Origin of the sequence: Streptomyces cyaneus, from assembly GCF_004028635.1 — a bacterium.
In the GTDB taxonomy this organism is placed as follows: Bacteria; Actinomycetota; Actinomycetes; order Streptomycetales; family Streptomycetaceae; genus Streptomyces; species Streptomyces cyaneus.
The window spans coordinates 1,399,858-1,416,081 of record NZ_ML138678.1; the positions used below are offsets into that span (position 1 = coordinate 1,399,858).

Below are 16,224 nucleotides of genomic sequence, written 5' to 3' on the forward strand. Positions count from 1 at the left end.
CTCATCGTCAGTCGCCCTCCGCAGCATGGCTCATCGCACGCAGTCCGTTGCCGATGTTTCTGGCGGCCTTGGCCCGCCGGGCAGCCGCGTACTGTATGCGCGGCTGGAGCTCCTGCCAGCCGCCTTCTGCTCGACGAAGGTGTATCTCCAACAGAGCATCGCTCGCTGACAGTTCCGGCAGGACATCAGGCAGCATGGACCGCAGCACTCCGTCTTTCCAACCAGTGGGCCACTGCGGTGTCCCCTCGTCGTCCCACTCCAGGTCGCCTGCGGCTGCATGAAACATGGCCGTCCATGCCTCAGTTGCGATCTGGGCTGCAAGCATGCCTCGTACGGCCTTCTCCGCAGGAGTGCCGCTTCCACTCAGGAACTCGGCGAGCCCTTCGAATCCCTTGTTGAGATGCACGGTTGGCATGTCGCCGCTGGTCTCCACCACCCATGGGGCATCCTGGAACTGCTGGAGCCATTCGAGAGGTCCGGATCGGAAATCCACCTCGTTGATGTTCAGTTCCTGTTTGCGCGCGGGCACTCGCTCGTTGAGTTCGACGGACCACGTTTCTTCCGCCGTGCCGATGGCCCTTCCGGCTTCACCGTCGACAGTGGCGACGACAACAACCGTGAGCGCTGCACGCATGTGGTGCGCGTCCCTGGCGAACACGACGCTGCCGCTCCAACTGCCTGCTCCGGCCGGAGCAAGTCGGGCGACTGTCCTTGCGTTGGTCGCGGACTCAGTCAGTACGGCAAGGCAGACGACATCACTCCAGGGGCCACCGGCAAGCTCCCTCTCGGGCAGGGTGGCCTTGACGTCCAAGCGGGCTTCGTCCCACTGAGAACGCTCCGCCTCATGCAGGGCCACGGCTCGCTGGTCCCGGGAAATCATGGTCAAGGGAAGAGCGCGGCCGTCGAGTTTCACGGACGTGACCTCGAAGCCAATCTCTCCCGCCAAAGTCCGGTAGGGGAACACGATGTTCACGTCGTGGCTCCCTTCGCCTTCTGCAGGTCGACGATCAACCGAGCCATCTGACCAGTCACGGGATGGCTGGCCACGTCCGTCACTCCCCCGAACGAGGCACTTCCGGCTCCAGGCTCGAAGTGCAGTGTCCCGTCTTCAACTCGGCAGTTCTCGCCGGCGATGAGCCTCTCCCAAGCGACGACGGGTTTGGCACCCGAGCGCACATCGAACTTGGCCACTGGAGTCAGTGCCCAAGGATCCGCGCGCCGCGGCAGTTTGACCTCGACCTTCACACTCCAAGCGCCTCGTGCGTCGACCTCGCCCTCGACGTGACGGACGACAGGATGCCTGTCCGGACGACGGGCGCCCATCGTGTGCGCGTCGATGCGCAGCAATTCCCTGAGCACAGCAGGCCCGCCCGTGTTCTTCACCTCGCGACGACCGACGAGTGAGCGGACCGTCGCCAGCATTTCCTTGCGGAAGTCCTCGATCCGCTGACGCGCGCCGCGGGCGTACGTGGTGAGGAGGTCTTCGGTCTTGGCCCAATCGTTGTGCTCCGGTGGTTCCGCAGCACGCAAGAATCGCTCGGCCAGTTCCGCGTCGTGGCTGTCCGATCCAGTTGCTCCGCCCGCCAGGAGAACCGCTTGGAAGGCATCAGTGCTGAGTGGAAGATCCGTCACGCGCCGTGTCATGACAGTCATGCGGTTACCACGCATGCACACCAGACGATTCGGCTCCCGGTCGTTCTCATCGGCTGCCGTGACGAGCAGAACGGCTCGGTGTTCCGTACTGGTGGTGCCGCGGCCTCCGCCCTTCTCCGGTGGCACAAGGAGCGGCACGTGCGCTATCGCGACCTGAGTGGTGTCTGTGCGCTGCTCGACTGTCTCACCATCGAGAAAGGCTCTGAGTGCACGCGTACGCGCGGGTTGGTGATCAGCGGGGTCGACCCGCTGTTCGGGGATCACGACCTGCCCATTGCGCAGCGTGGTGACGGATGCTTCCAGAACAGGCCGGCTTTCTCGTCCGGAGGTCATCGCGGCCCAGAAGTTGTCGGCAAGCGCTTTGACGAGCTTCTCGTGCATCTCCTGGAGGCTCTGCGCGTCACCCGCGGCATCATGCGCACCGACGATCAAAAAAGACGTGCCGGGATCAGGGCTCTCGCGTTCCAGGTGAAGGCATCTGGCCGTCTCCTCGGTGGCCCACCACGATCGCGCCGTGCCTTCGCGCCCCGGCTCCGTCTCTGTCTCGCCGAAGCCGGCCAAGCCCGCGTATGCCCGTCCGTTGCTCTCGTGCCAGGGCAATTCAAGGCGCCCATAGAGTCGACGCTCCGTGCGTCCCTGATGAGGACGGGACAATGTGCTGTTGACCAGAACCAGGCCCAGCCGGCTCGTCGCCCAGAGCGTGATCTTGCCCAGCCCGTACGAACCACCCGCTGTTCCGGTGCCCTTGTGGCTGTTGAGTTGATCCCTAAGGACCGCAGCAAACTTGCTGTTGTCCCCGTAGTCGGCGCCAATCAGCCCTGTGCAGTTGTAATCGTCGACGCGAAGCAGCAGCAGAGAGTCGGACTCGCGCATCTCGCGCAACCCCTCGGCAATAACTCGCCCTACCTTGTGCATGTGGGTGGCAGCCGCCTCGAAGTGCGGCTCGATCTCTTCCCACTGAAGTGCGTTCAGAAAGGCCCTGCAGTGCTCGCCCGACAGTTCGTTGAGCGTGTACCGGACGCGCACGGGCTGATTCGGATCATCCTGTTCGTCGAGGCTGTTCTGCGTCGCCTCGCGGGCAAGCACGGCGACGTCTGCGTCGAAGGCGAACGCGGCAGCATTCCCGAACTCCCTGCCACCGTCCGCATGGGCCGGTCGGTGATGCCACTTCAGGGACGGCGCAGTGACAACTTCCGCGGCACGAAGGTGCACAATCTCCTCATCAATACCAAGAGCCGCTGCCACCGCTCGCTTCCTGTCCTCACGGGGCTCGGCGCGGCCCGTGACCCAGGCAGATACCGCTGCTGGAGTCACTTCAAGGGCGTCAGCCAGGGCGGTCTGCGTCATCTGTCGTATTCGCAGCTGCCGCTCCAGCCAGACGCCGAAGTCCTCCCTGCGGTCGGCTACTTCCACCGCATCTCCTTGATCAATCAAGCTGGGGGATCGATCGTACCTAACGGAATTTGAAGATGCGCTCGATCAACAAAAATGGTTGCTGGGTAACTTCAACCCCGGTATCAACGTCAGGCGGCACACGTACAAACGAGTGCGGACGCCCTTCTACCCCGCCGTGCGGGCACAGTCGCCTTCGACCTCACCGTACGAAGTTCACGCCTCGCCAGAAATGCCCCGCCCGGTGGTCCCAGGTCTGTCTCCAGAGCTCAAGCGAACGGCTCAGAAGAGTGGCACATCCATCACGCCCAGGCTCGCCCGCTTCCGCGACGAAGGATCAATGCGTCGTACAACGGAGCGTCGGGGAACGGCACTACCTCGCCAAACCATTCGTAGTCCCAAGACTCGTACAGCGAACGGACCTTGGGATGGCCCCGTTCGACCAGGAGCGTGACGCGTTCCTCCGGCCGATCGCGCAGCAACTCGTCGTGGATCTGCCGGGCCGCGCCCATACCACGTACCTTCTCGACGACCATGAGCTCCGAAAGTGCGAAGGTACGTACGCCTGTCTCCGTCGTGGCCTCATCGCGCATTGGAGTTCGGAGACCGTTCCACCATCGTGTCGTCGGCTGAAGCGTGCAGCCGTACGCGTAGCCGACCGGAAGGTCGTCGACGTAGCCCACGACTGCGGCGAACCCTGGCACCTCGGTGTTCCAGCCGAGCCGTTCGTCAAACCGCTCGACACTGTGGAAATCTTCGTTCAACCGGTCCGCGTATATCTCTGCGTACACGTCGAGGAGTTGCTGTCGGATGTCGCCAAGGCCGACTGCATCCCTGCGTTCCAGCCGCAACCGTTTCACCTTTGCGCTCCCGTCTGTCGAGACTGCTCCAGGAAATCCGCGGCTGCCGGAACATGGGCGTATCGCTGAAGGTGCTGTCGCAGGTCGCCGAGCTTGTCCCGGATGCGCTCACTCTTGACTCGTCCCGCGATGGCGACGGCTTGGCGGGCTTGAGCAGCGGCGTACTCGATGTCCTCGCCGTCGATTAGTGCTTGAGCATGTTGGATCGTGTAGTAGACCCGGTTGCGCTCGAAGCGCGGTTCGAGCATCTGGAGTGCAGAGGCTGTGAGTTGCTCGGCTCGTCGGTGTTGCCCAAGCGAATGGTGCGCTGCGCCGGCCAACCCCGTCAGTTCTGCCGGAGTGAGGAACGACAGCCAGGCGGCGGGCCGGCCATGCGTTCGCTCGTAGGCCTTCTCGGCACGCACGAGGGAATTCTGGGCACGCGTGCGGTCTCCCGTCCGGGCGTGACCAACAGCCTGACGGCAGTGGAGCAGTGCCATCAGCCATGGGTCGCTCTTCGCTTGGCGTGTTTCGACGGCCGCACGGCCAATACTCAGGGCCTCTCTGTCCCGGTTGAGGAGGCGGGCCTGCATCGCAAGGTTGGACCAGACCCGAGCCTGCAGAATCCCGTCCCTGGAGAGCACGCCGGCCTGAAGGGCCTCGTTGTACAGCCCTGTCGCGTCTTGCTGTCGTCCCGCGTCGTACGCAAACCATCCCGCGGAGGCGGCCAAATCTCCCATTGCGGAATAGAGGAGACGCTCAACGCGGTCCCCGTAGGTGCAGTGGTTGAGGGCACTCTGCACGCGGCGCAGCGCTTCGGTGGCCGCGTGATGTAGGGCGCCGCCGCCCAAGGCGTGGTCGTACTTGTACAGCGTGGGAACAATGGCCCGAATGCGCTCGACATCGCTGATGCCGAGACGGCCGATCGAAGGGATCTGGTCCAGGCCGAGGGTCGCGATGACACCGACCGCTATGAACTCTCTCCGTGGCATGCCGTGTTGCTCTCTCATGGGCGCCGGCCTACGAGGGGGAGCGGGAACGCGTGATGACCGGCGCGGGGTAAATCCCATGTCTTCCGGGCTCCGGCCGAAGATGTGTTGGAGGGGCAGCAGGTACCGCTGCCAGGGCCACCGCACATCACCCGCGATCCATCGGCGCACGTGCCGATCCGTGCAGTTGGCAGGCCTGCCCAACAGGCACTCGGCCGCCCTGTTCACCTCATCCGCGAGCTGTTCATGGGTGTAGCCGAACTCGGTTAACAGGGCTTCGAGCCTGGTGTTCCTGGTGCTGCCCACTTCCGCCCCCCCCTCGCGCGCGTGGTTCCTCGACGGTAGTCCTACCGGTGTCCCTCGCTGGGTAAAACTGTCCGGCCGGCGGCGAGTAACTCTCCGAAATCTGTCCTGATGGCCGGCAGGTCGCGTCCGGTTTCCTCATAAGCCTGGAAACAGCGCACTCGACCGAGGGAGCTACGGTGCCGGCACCGACCGACATGGACAGACTGATTTCTGAGTGGCTGGCTCGGGCACATCCGGTACCGCAACAAGCTCGTGCAGAGTGGTCGGCCCAGGGCGTTGCGTTACTCCCGCTCGGCGAGCTGTTCGCTGCGGTGCGCCTGCATGGTGACCTCGTGTACGCCGCTCTCGGCTGCGAGGCTCCTGAGCCGGTGGCTCACCGCAGGGCTGGTCCAACGTATTACGCCCTCATCCAGTGGCATGCCGGCCTGATCTGGGATCACGGAGATGCCGCGCCGTGTCTTGGCCGAGACACGTATCTGGGAGTGCCGCGTATCGATCGTCGGGAACCGCCAGGCACCTACTGGATGGTGCCACCGCGCTACGAGGGCGATCTGTGCAGGCCCCAGGCAGTGCGGAAGCTGATCGACGCCGGATGCCGACAGTTCGCCTTGGGCGCGTCGGCTTGATCTCGCTGGCACCGGCTCCCGCTGGCCACGAGCCGTCGCTCGTCGCGCAGCGGGCTGCAAAAACCCTCTCCCGAAGCACACGACAGGCATTCGGCACTCCGGGAGAGGGCTACCCGAAGGTCCTCCAGCTGTGAGGTGAATCCGTGCTCAGCACAACCGACAGGCTGCCGGTGGCAGTCTCGCCCAGCGGCAACACAAGCGAGAAGGAGGGCGTGTGATGACAACTGCCGTCGCCGCCAACCCCCGCACTGGCCGCTCCTTAGTCTCCAACGCCGAGTTCGACACGCTCGCCGCCTTCTGCGCCGACGAATACGGCCTGGAACGCAGCGTCGCCGAGCGCGTCATCGACCAAGCCCTCGCCCTGGTCTACGTCATGGGCGCCACCGGCGAGGGCGCCACCATGGCGCCGTCTCAGCTGGTCGACCCCGGCTGGCACACGCTCATCCTGCACACCGGTTGGTACGCCGACTGGTGCCAGCGGCACTTCGGTTACTTCCTGCACCACCAGCCCAACTCCAAGGTCCGCACCCGCGGCCTGATGACGGACGTCGTCGCCAAGATCCGGGCCGCCGGCTTCGAGGTCGACGAGCGGCTGTGGGGCACGGCAGCCGACTGCAACCCTCCCGCCTGCTGCGGCGACGGTCCCTGCTGCTGATCCGGTCTCCCCAATACCGGTTCCTACAGGGCGGGTCGGCCTTCGCCCGGCGGATCCGCCCTGCCACTCCCCCAATGCGCCAGAACGGACCCGTCCCCGTGCCCCCAACCGAGCTGACCGCGACCAGCCGCGTGACCGTCTTTCCCCTCGAAGCTCTCACCGTCGCCTACACCACGCAGTCCACCGACCAGCGCGACCTGGGTGACATCGGCCTCGTCACCGTCGTCGACGAACACAGCGACGGGGACGAGCTGTGGCGGCTGGCCCGCGAGCTCGGTGGCCGTACCGCCGACCAGGACCGGGCCCGCTGGATCCTCACTCAGGCGAGCCGCGCCCGGATGATCAACGCGTACGCGAACCTGCCCGACGCGACCTGGAAGGCGTACGTCCGTCGACGCTTCGAACTCGATGCGCTGTTCGCGAACCACGATGTCCTCGTGACCGGCCGGATTGCGCTGCTGGCGCCCTGAGCAAATGCCTTGCTGGCCTTGGCGTTTGGCTGCGCCCAGAACTACCAAGGTCGTTCACAGGCGACGCCGGAGTCATGCCGGGATGAAGCTCGGCCACCAAGGCGGGACGTTGCCCGGGCACGACGGGGCGGGGTAGGAGTCCGGCATGCCGAGCCATGTGACAAGGAACCAGGTGAACCACAGGGTGAAGATGAGTCCTGCAGTCAGGGCTGTCCTGCGATGACGTCTTCCGAGGGTGCCGTCCAGGATCATCCACGGGACCGCAGCGGCGATCCATATGAGAGGCGCGAAGAACAGCAACGTCATGCCGTTGGCCGCTGCGCTGCTGCCGATGTCACAAGCAGCCCATGCCCTCCCAATCGCCGCAATGGACACCACCGCGGTCAGCCCACCGAAGAGGACACCAAAGCCAGTTCCTCTAAACCGGCGGTTCGGTGGACTCGACGGCTCTGCTCCCATGATCATCTCCCCCGCCTCGCCGTAGACGCGGAGAGTACCAACGCTCTGAGGCAGCGCACTGGGCCCTTGCCTGCCCTGACGCCGGTCAGCCGTTCTTGGTCTTCCGAAGCCGTCGCCAGCAGATGAGGCTGCAGGCCAAGGTGACGAAGGCATCGTGGAGATCGGTGCGGCGTTCCCGGCGGACGGCGAGGCGTTTGAGGTGGTGGAGCAGGGCGAAAGTCTGCTCGACAACGTAGCGGAGCTTGCCAATGCCCTCACGGTGCATGGGGTGGCACAGGGTACACCGAGCTGCTGTTCGTCCTCGACGTGGGCAGGCAGGGCGGGTTCATCGACGCCGCGTGGGTCGACTATCACGTGGGCGGGAAGCCGTACACGCTACGGCTGGACTGGAAGATGGTCGCCTGCGGGTCGAAGGTCCCACACACGGTCGACGGGACCGTCGTGTGTGATGGGGAGCAGACCTGACCGCGGGCGACCAAGGCCAACCAAAGTCGCAGCCCCGTAGACCATCGGCCGACGACAGCGTGTCCGCCTGCCCTCCAGACTCGGCGATGTGGAGTCGGAGACCGGACGCGTAGGGCTGGGTACGGGGGACATGAGCAATACGGGGGATCTTTCGAAGCAGGGCGAGTCGTCGGCCGGTGGCGGCACCGTGATCGCCGAGTCGGCCTGGGTGCTGGTGCTGTTCTGTGTGGGGTGCGGGGCCGGGATCGGGTGGTTGGTCACGGTGCTTGCGCATTGGCTGGTGACGTTGCGCTGGGCGCCGTTCAAGGGGCCGGCCAAGTTGCTGACCTCTGTTCCGGAGCCGTGGCTGGGTGTTGGGGCCGCTGCGGTGGGGGCGGTTCTGGGGCTGGTCGTCGGGTTTGTTGCAGTGCATGAGTCGCTGGCTGTCAGGGTCTCCCGGGGGCGCGTCGTTCTCAGGGTCAGGGATGCCTCGCAGGAGTTCGAGGGCGATGAGATCGGGCTGGTGGTGCGGGACGGCAAGCAGCTCGTGTTGCTCGGGGCGGATGGGATGGAGATCGCGCGGGAGGATTGCGGGCTGTCCTGGGAGCGGCTTGCCGGGGCCTTCGCCGAGCATGGTTATCGCTGGGCGGACGAGGATCCGTACCGGGAGGAGTTCAGGCGGTGGGTTCCTGGGACGCCGGGGCTGCCCGAGGGGGCGGACGCGCTGTTGAGGGCCCGTGCCGCGGCGCGGAAGAAGGGGGAGCAGGATGCCGACGACGCCCGGGAGCTGCGTGGGGAGCTGTTGAGGCTCGGCGTTGTCGTGCGGGACGAGGAGAAGAGGCAGTACTGGCGTATGCCTCAACAGCCCTGACCGTGCCCGACGCTCTGAACGAGTACGGCGGCATGAGGTGGATCTCAGTGGTTGAGAATTCATCAACCCGGCGAAGGACTGGTAAGGCTTGCCTTATATGCTGACGCGGCCTCCGCCGACGCACGACAGGACCGCCATCCATGAGCACCACCAGGACCAGCAGCGCCACCAGCGCCACCGCCGCCGCAAGCCCTGACCGCACCGCACGCTCCAGCCGCACCGCCCGCCCCACTCCGCGAAGGCTCCTCGCAGCCCTCGCCCTCACCCCGCTGCTGACCGCCTGCTTCGCACCGTCGAGCGAAGGCGGCTCGGACGCGGAAGGCGGCGCAGGGTCGGGCGGACGGCTGCGAGTTGCGCTCGCTGTGCCGCCGGTGCAGGCGCTGTCGCCGTACAGCAACGACGCCACCGTGCTGAGCAAGCTTTCCGTGGCGGAAGGCCTCACCGCGCTGGACGAGGACGGCGTCGCCGCGCCCGCGCTGGCGAAGTCCTGGGCGCAGAAGAACGCCACCACCTGGACCTTCGAGCTGCGCAAGGCCACCTTCCAGGACGGTACGGACGTCACCGCCGAGTCCGTGGTCAACGCGCTGGACAAGGCGGGCGCCGCCGAGACCAAGCCCCGTGTGCTGAGTGACGTGACGCTGACCGCCAAGGCCGACGACGCCGACACCGTCACCCTCACGACCAAGACCGCCGATCCCGTACTCCCGCTCCGGCTCGCCAGCCCTGCCCTGGGCATCCTCTCCCCGAAGGCGTACGCGAAGGACGGCACCGTCAGTCCGGTCGGCACCGGTACCGGTCCGTTCGAGATCAGGAAGCTCACCGGGAAGAGCAAGGCCACGCTCGACCGCTTCGACGGGTACTGGGGCGGCAAGGCCAAGGCGTCCGGCATCGACGTGACATGGATCGCCGACGGCACCGCCCGCGCCAACGCCCTGCGCGGCGGCGATGTCGACATCGCCGAGTGGATCCCCACCGCCCAGGCGGAGTTGCTGGACCAGGACACCCGGCGTGAAGTGCCCTCCGTGCGGACCGACAGTCTCGTGCTCAACACCCGCAGCGGCATCTTCGCCGACGCGTCCCTGCGCTCGGCCGCCCGCGAGGCCGTGGACGGCTCGGCGCTCGTCGACTCGGTGTTCGGCGGGTACGCCGACCCCGCGGAGGGGCTCTTCGGGCCCGCGGTCCCCTGGGCGGCCGACAGCCGGGTGCAGGTGAGCGGGCGTGCCTCGGCCGCGGCCACCGCCGACGTCAAGGCGAAGACCAAGGGGAAGACGCTGCGGCTGGCCACCTACACCAACCGCGCGGAACTGCCCGAAGCCGCCACCGTGCTGCAACAGCAGCTGGAGAAGGCCGGCTTCACGGTGAAGCAGGACGTGCGCGAGTACACGCAGATGGAGGCCGACCTCCTCGCGGGCAAGTACGACGCGCTCGTCTTCTCCCGGGTGACGCTCCTCGACACCGGCGACGCGGTCGCCTACCTCGCCAGCGACTACATGAGCGACGGTGTCTACAACATCGCGGGCCTGAAGGACTCGGCCGTCGACAAGGCCGTCGAGGCGGCGGGCGAGGAAGGCGACACCGAGCAGCGCCGGACGAAGATCATGCGGGCCGAGGCGGAGATCCTGCGCACGGACGCCGTCGTACCGCTGGTCCACGAGAAGGTCGTACAGGGCATCGGCACCGATGTCGAGGGTGTGCTTCTCGACCCGCGCGAGCGGTCCCTCGTCGATGCCGACACGCACCTGAAGTAGGTGGGCAGGCGTGACATCGGCCGGTGCTGACACCCGCTCCCGCCCTTCTCCGTGGCGTACGGTGAGCGGCCGTCTCGTCGCAGGGGCCGCGCTGCTCACAGCCGTCGCCCTGCTGCCCTGGCTGTCCGGGAACGACCCCGCGCTGACGGTGTTGCGGGCCCGCTCCGCCGACCAGGATCCGACTCCGGCGCAACTGGCCACCGTACGGGAGCAACTGGGGCTGGACGAGGGGCCGTTCACGCATCTCGCGCACTGGCTGGGCGGGCTGCCGCGCGGTGACGCGGGCAGCTCCTGGGTGTCGGGCGAACCGGTGCTGCCCCAGGTGACGACCGCCTTCGCGGTCTCCGTGACGCTGATGCTCGGCGCGCTCGTGGTCACGGTCGCGGTGGCGGCGCTGGTCACCGGCCGCACCGTGTGGCTCGGCTCCCGGCGGCGGCTGCGCCGGGCGCGGGCGGGCGTCGGGGCGGCCGTTCTCGCCGCGCTGCCCAAGTTCCTGCTCGCTTCGCTGCTCGCCACGGTGTGCGGGGTGTGGCTGGGCTGGTTCCCGTCCAGTGGGTGGGAGGGGCCGTCCTCGATGGTGCTGCCGGCGCTCGCCCTGGGTGTGCCGTCGGGAGCGATGATCGGCGGTCTGCTCGACCAGTCGCTGCCCGGTGCCTTCCGGGAGCCATGGGCGCGCACCTGGTACGCCTTCGGATTCTCGCCCGGCGCCGTCGCCCGCAACGCGCTGCGGCGCGCCCTGGCCGGGGTGCTCCCGCAGCTGCTGCCGACCGTGGTGGCGCTGGTCGGTGGCGCGGTCGCGGTGGAGAAGATCTTCAACATTCCGGGGCTCGGCCGACTCGCCCTGGACGCCGCCATCGCCCAGGACCTTCCGCCACTGCAGACGGCGACACTGGCCCTCGTCCTGCTCGGCGTCGTCGCCGGCCTGATCGTCCAGGCCCTGCGGCGCGCCCTTCTCGGCCCAGCCCTGCGGGACGGCGCCCTGACCGCCCCACCCCCGCCGGACTCCGCGCGGCGACGATCCACGCGCCGGATCGCCGGGTTCTGTGCGGTCGTACTCCTCGCCCTGGTCGTGGCGGGGCTGCTGCGTGATCCCCTGCGGGTGGAGACGGCCGCCCGGCTCCTCCCGCCTTCCGCCGCGCACCCGTTGGGCACCGACTCCCTCGGCCGGGATCTGCTGGCCCGGCTGGGCCATGGGGCGCTGCGCACGGCGGGTGTCGCCCTCGCGGTGACGGTGGTCAGCGTCCTCGTCGGGCTGCTGCTCGGCAGCGCGGCACGGGTCAGCGCGGGCCTGACCGAGGTGGCCTCGACGCTTCCGGCCGTCCTCGCCGGGCTGCTGACCACGGCGGTCACCGGGCCGTCGGTGTGGGGTGCCGCGCTCGCGGTGTGCCTGGTCGGCTGGACGCCGTACGCCGCCCAGGCCGCGGCGTTGATCGAGGAGGAACGGGCGAGTGGTCACATGCTCGCGTCGGTCTCGTTCGGCGCCGGGCCGCGTTATCTGATGCGCCACCACTACTTGCCCGCGGTCCTGCCCTCCGTGCTGCGCAACGCCCTGCTGCGGCTGCCGACCGCGGTCCTGGTGCTGGCTTCCCTGGGCTTCCTCGGGCTGGGCGAGCAGCCGCCCACCCCGGAGTGGGGGCGGCTGTTGTCGGAGAACCAGCCGTATGCCGAGCTGGCGCCGTGGACCGTGTTCGGGCCGGCGTGCGCGCTCGTTCTGCTCGCCGTTCTCGCGGTGTCCGGTACGGCGTCGGGGCGCAGGGCCTGAAGGAGTCGTGCGGCTTCGGTGCCAGGTGGGGGCTGGGGTTCGAGGGGCTGTTGTGCGGGCTGAGAGGATTGCGCGGACCGTGCAGGAAGAAGGGGGATGAGTATGTTCGAGATTGTCGTTCTGTCCGGTGTCCTCGCGCTCGTCGTCGGAATGTGTGGCTGCGTCGTGTGGGCGGAGCGGGGCGGCCCGCGCTGGGTGCGCGGGGTGGCCGCTGTGACCCTGGGACTGAGCCGGTTGGTGAGATGGCTGGCGCGTTCGAGTCGGACATCGGGGTCGGGGGCGGGGTCGCGCTCGGACGGGGACGACTGACCATACGAGCGACGACCGGCAGCAGGACCGACGACCGACGTTGTCCGGCCCGCACGCGCCGGCCGTGGCGCCCGCGCGTGGGCCGCGTCTCGGGTTACCCGGCCGGCTTCGCCGGGCTCGCCGTCACTGTCGCCGCTCCCCCGCCCTCACTCAGCAGCCACTCGTGGTGCAGGGCCCCCAACGGGATCTTCCTCTGGAAAACGGGCGTGCCGAATATGGTCAGTTGGAGCTGGAGGGAGCCGGTCAGGTCCACTCCGCCGTAGAAGGCGTAGGAGCCTGCCGCCGCGCCGGTGCCCGTGCCCGTGCCGTCAATGGAGCCCTCGGCCGATGCGTCGGCGTGGGCGCGGACGTACGGGGCCAGGTCGGCCGTGACGCCCACCGTGCCGTAGAGGCCCACGGTGGCCTCGGCGCCCAACGCGGCCTTGACGTCACCGGCGGCCGAGACGGTGGCCTTCAGGGGCTCGCCCCTCATGTCGGACTCGCTGACCGGGGTCCAGCCCTTGGCCCAGGAGAAGCTGCCGCCGACGCGGAAGTCGCCCTTCAGGTCCTGTTCGACGTCCACCGTCACCCGGCCGTCCGCGTTCACCTGGATGTAGCAGGTCAGATCCAGGTTTACGACGACGGGGATCGGGCCGACCTGGATCACCGGGTCGGAGTGGAGCTCGGCGAAGGAGATGCGGATCGGCTGTCCGTTCGTCGAGCCGGCCGCGCGGCCCTTCAGGGACCACTGGGAGGCCCAGTCGCCCGAGAGGCCCAGGAACGCGCCGCCGGGCGAGGCACCCGTGCCGTTGCCGGAGCCGTCGCCGGAGCCGTCGTACGAGAACGCGACCTCGGGGGCGAGCTGCACGAAGCCCTCCACGGACGCGGCCGCCGACGCCGGGGCGCCCTCGGCCGTGGCGACCGCGGCGCCCACGTCGATACGCAGGCTGCCCAGCGGGAGTTTCGCGCCCTCGGGGCCGAAGTGGAGGTCACCGGTCTTCGCCCAGGAGACCTTCACACCCTTCAGGAGCGGCTCGACCTCTACGGCCGACGGGTCCACGGGGACCGTGCCGTCGGCCTTGCCGTCGCCGAGCACGGAGTTGAGCTTCGCCGGTTCCGTCCCGACCGTCGTATCGCCGTCCTCCGTGCTGCCCACGACTTCCGTGACCTCGGCCAGCACGCCGTCGGGGGCGCCGGGGGCGGGGGCACTGGCGATGATGTCGCCGACGGTGACCGGAGGTTGGGGTGCGGGAGCGGTCGAGGGACTCCGCGAGGGGTTGGCGGTCGGTTTCGTGACGGAGGGCGCGGAGATGACGGCCCGTCCGCTCTTCCTGTCGTACGAGGCGACCTTGAGGGAGGACTTCTTCGCCGGGCCCGCCTCACCCGCGTCGGCCACGGCGGTGGGGGTGGCCGCACCGGACGGGGCCGACACTACGGCGAGTTGCTCCCGGACCGCGGCGGGCTCGGGGCTCTCGGCCGCCGTCGGGGGCGCCGTTTCGGTGGCGGTCGGTGAGGTGGTGGAGCAGCCGGTGGTCAGTACGGCCGCGAGGGCGATCGCCGACAGTAAGGCATGTCTCTTGAGCTTGGGTCTGTGCACGCGTGTTCCTCGGGAGCGGTGTATGGGGGTGCGCTGCAGGAGGTGACGAGTGGGGAGCGGGCGTGCGGCGCCGCGGGAGGGCGTATCGAGGCATGCCGATACGGCCCTTCCGGCACTGTGCGCAGACGGTGGTTACTCCCCAGTAGTCATGCATGAGCATGCCAGCACGGAAGGAACAGCAGCCGCTTTCTTTTTGCGCGACTGCGGTGACGTGGGACACATCGACGTCGGTCGGTGCCGAGTTGGGGCGATGCCGAGTCGGGTCGATGCCGAGTCAGGTCGGTCAGTTCCCGCAGGGGTTTCCCGGGTCCTCGGGGGTTGGCTGCGGGGTGGGAGCGGGGGCGGTCGTCTCCGGCGGAGTGGGGGTTTCCGGGGCCTCCGGCGTCTCCTCAACCGGCCCCGGCTCTGCGGGAGTTGGGTTCGACGGCTCCGGCGTGGGCGAGGGTGACGGCGTTGCGGGGACCTCGGCCTCCGGGGGCTCGGGGGACGCCGGGGGCTCGGGAGTCGCCGGGGGCTCCGGGACCTCCGGGGCCTCCGGGGCCTCCGGTTGCGGGTTCTGCGGCCCTGGCTCGGGAACGTCCGGGTACGGCGGCGTCTCCTGCCCCGGCTTCTCCGGGTTCTCTTCCCCTGGGGCAGCCGGTTCCGGGGCGGCCGGCTCCGGCGCGCCCGGCTCCGGGGCAGCCGGGTCTTCGGTTCCCGGCGTCGGTTCGTGCGGCGGGGGCGTGTCGTTCTGCGGGGGCGTGTCGTCCGCCGGGGGCTCGATCACCGGCTCGGCACCGGGCGGTGCGGGTTCATCGGCGACCGGCGCATCGGCCGCCGGCTCAGCCGGAACCGCGGGCCTGGCCGCAATCCCCGGCACAGCCGCCGACACCGGCCCAGCCTCGGCCACCACGCCCCTCACCGCCGTATCCGAACCAGTCACCGGCACCCCCGCCGATCCACCCGATCCGCCCGATCCGCCCGGCCCACCCGGTTCCTCCGCCTCCCGCGGCGCCTGCGCCACAGCAACCGGCCCCTCCGGCGGCCGGGCGACCACCGGTGCCTCCGCCAGTGGTGCCCGGTCCGGAAGCGGCGTCGGGGACGAGTTGCTCGTGCCCAGGGCGAGCATCATCGCGAGGGCCGCGCCCGCGACCGTCGCCCCCGCCGCGATCGCCGTCGGCACCTTCGCGCCGCCCGTGCCGCCGGTCACCGCCTGGCGGGCCGCGTGCAGGGTGCCGCCGAGCTGGCCGCTCAGGGCGGCCGTGGCGCCGGCGGACCCGGCGACGAAGGGGAGCAGGAACTTGCCGGCGCCGCCGACGGCGAAGACCAGCAGGGCCGGGCCGACCAGTGCGGGCAGCCGGTCGTTGGCGCGCATGAGTACCGCGAGCCGGCCGCGGCAGTCGTCGCAGGCGTCCACGTGGGCGAGCAGGCGTTCCGACTGGCGTGGCGTCGCGTTGCCGCGGACGTACGCCGGCATGCGCACCCAGTGGACCTCGCAGGCAGGATCGTCGGGGGCGCCGGTCTGGTTGCGCAGGAAGGCCTGGCGCATGCCCTCGCGGGCGCGGTGCAGCAGTACGGCGGTCGCGCCCTGCTTGGCACCGATGCGCTGCCCGACCGTCTCCAGCGGCTGGCCCTCGGCCTCCGCCAGCCATAGGGCCTGCACCCAGCGCTCGGGGAGTTGGCCCAGCACCCGCACCAACAGGTCGACGGACGAGACCTGTTCGGCCGGGTCCGCCGCGTCCTCCGCGTGGACGGAGAGCTCCGTGCGCTCGGCGGTGCGCGGGTCGTGCGGGGTCTCGCGCGTCTCGCCGCCGGCCGTCGCCGCCAGGTGCCGCACCGTCGTCATCAGGTACGCCGGTACGTTCTCGATCTCATGGCCCGCCGACAGCCGCCGCCAGACGCGGAAGTGTGCCTCGGCGACCAGGTCCTCTGCGGCCCAGGAGTTGTTGCGGGTGAGCGAGCGCGCGTAGGCCACCAGGCGTGGCTGCTGTTCCTCGTAGATACGGGCGTACGAGGCGGTCGCGGACGCGGGCGGTGACGCCTGGGCGGGCACCTTGGGGGAACCGTCGGACATGGCTGGAACGCTCCGGTTGCCTGCTGGGCTGAAGGGCGCGGACGAGTTTGTCAGCGTAGATGACTAAAATCT

13 protein-coding genes are annotated in these 16,224 nt (G+C 68.9%); 6 read left to right on the forward strand and 7 right to left on the reverse strand.

Annotated features, from left to right (window positions below):
* Nucleotides 1–7: 7 nt before the first annotated feature.
* From EHO50_RS06230 to EHO50_RS06245, 4 genes are all read right to left on the reverse strand, one after another.
* Entirely contained in the window at nucleotides 8–973 is a 966-nt protein-coding gene (locus EHO50_RS06230) for a hypothetical protein (protein WP_128428747.1), read from the reverse strand.
* Nucleotides 970–3,066, reverse strand: a complete 2,097-nt coding sequence (locus EHO50_RS06235) for a helix-turn-helix transcriptional regulator (RefSeq protein WP_281288156.1) — start codon at nucleotides 3,064–3,066, stop codon at nucleotides 970–972. Before EHO50_RS06235 ends, EHO50_RS06230 begins: the two co-directional genes overlap by 4 nt.
* Nucleotides 3,067–3,347: 281 nt before the next feature.
* Nucleotides 3,348–3,896: an N-acetyltransferase gene (locus EHO50_RS06240; RefSeq protein WP_128428748.1), complete on the reverse strand. Its 549-nt coding sequence runs from the start codon at nucleotides 3,894–3,896 to the stop codon at nucleotides 3,348–3,350.
* Between the two features lie 5 nt (nucleotides 3,897–3,901).
* Complete coding sequence (locus EHO50_RS06245) at nucleotides 3,902–5,179, reverse strand: NsdA family TPR-like regulatory protein (protein WP_484422063.1); 1,278 nt, start codon at nucleotides 5,177–5,179, stop codon at nucleotides 3,902–3,904.
* A gap of 843 nt (nucleotides 5,180–6,022) precedes the next feature.
* Here EHO50_RS06245 and EHO50_RS06255 point away from each other — a divergent pair.
* Both EHO50_RS06255 and EHO50_RS06260 read left to right on the forward strand, forming a co-directional pair.
* Nucleotides 6,023–6,460: a glycine-rich domain-containing protein gene (locus tag EHO50_RS06255; protein WP_128428750.1), complete on the forward strand. Its 438-nt coding sequence runs from the start codon at nucleotides 6,023–6,025 to the stop codon at nucleotides 6,458–6,460.
* A 98-nt stretch (nucleotides 6,461–6,558) separates the two neighbouring features.
* On the forward strand, nucleotides 6,559–6,930 hold the full coding sequence (locus tag EHO50_RS06260) for a hypothetical protein (RefSeq protein ID WP_128428751.1): 372 nt from the start codon (nucleotides 6,559–6,561) through the stop codon (nucleotides 6,928–6,930).
* A gap of 544 nt (nucleotides 6,931–7,474) precedes the next feature.
* Here the strand turns inward: EHO50_RS06260 and EHO50_RS43910 are convergent.
* Entirely contained in the window at nucleotides 7,475–7,654 is a 180-nt protein-coding gene (locus EHO50_RS43910; protein ID WP_164904718.1) for a hypothetical protein, read from the reverse strand.
* Between the two features lie 41 nt (nucleotides 7,655–7,695).
* Here EHO50_RS43910 and EHO50_RS06270 point away from each other — a divergent pair, with 41 nt between their 5' ends.
* The 4 genes from EHO50_RS06270 (at nucleotide 7,696) to EHO50_RS06285 (ending at nucleotide 12,214) form a co-directional block, all read left to right on the forward strand.
* A complete protein-coding gene (locus EHO50_RS06270) occupies nucleotides 7,696–7,854 on the forward strand; it encodes a hypothetical protein (RefSeq protein WP_181449559.1) in 159 nt (52 codons plus the stop codon).
* Nucleotides 7,855–7,942: 88 nt separating this feature from the next.
* Complete coding sequence (locus tag EHO50_RS06275; RefSeq protein ID WP_246101036.1) at nucleotides 7,943–8,704, forward strand: YqeB family protein; 762 nt, start codon at nucleotides 7,943–7,945, stop codon at nucleotides 8,702–8,704.
* 140 nt (nucleotides 8,705–8,844) lie between these two features.
* The gene (locus tag EHO50_RS06280) at nucleotides 8,845–10,452 is read left to right on the forward strand and encodes an ABC transporter substrate-binding protein (RefSeq protein ID WP_128428753.1); all 1,608 of its coding nucleotides are present in this window, start codon (nucleotides 8,845–8,847) and stop codon (nucleotides 10,450–10,452) included.
* 10 nt (nucleotides 10,453–10,462) lie between these two features.
* Nucleotides 10,463–12,214 (forward strand): ABC transporter permease subunit, encoded by a 1,752-nt coding sequence (locus EHO50_RS06285; protein WP_128428754.1) that lies wholly within the window; start codon nucleotides 10,463–10,465, stop codon nucleotides 12,212–12,214.
* A 403-nt stretch (nucleotides 12,215–12,617) separates the two neighbouring features.
* On the opposite strand, the gene EHO50_RS06295 is transcribed toward EHO50_RS06285, so the two are convergent.
* Nucleotides 12,618–14,099, reverse strand: coding sequence for a hypothetical protein (locus EHO50_RS06295; protein WP_128428756.1), 1,482 nt, complete (start codon nucleotides 14,097–14,099; stop codon nucleotides 12,618–12,620).
* A gap of 283 nt (nucleotides 14,100–14,382) precedes the next feature.
* Nucleotides 14,383–16,152 (reverse strand): sigma-70 family RNA polymerase sigma factor, encoded by a 1,770-nt coding sequence (locus EHO50_RS06300; RefSeq protein WP_128428757.1) that lies wholly within the window; start codon nucleotides 16,150–16,152, stop codon nucleotides 14,383–14,385.
* Nucleotides 16,153–16,224 lie beyond the last annotated feature (72 nt).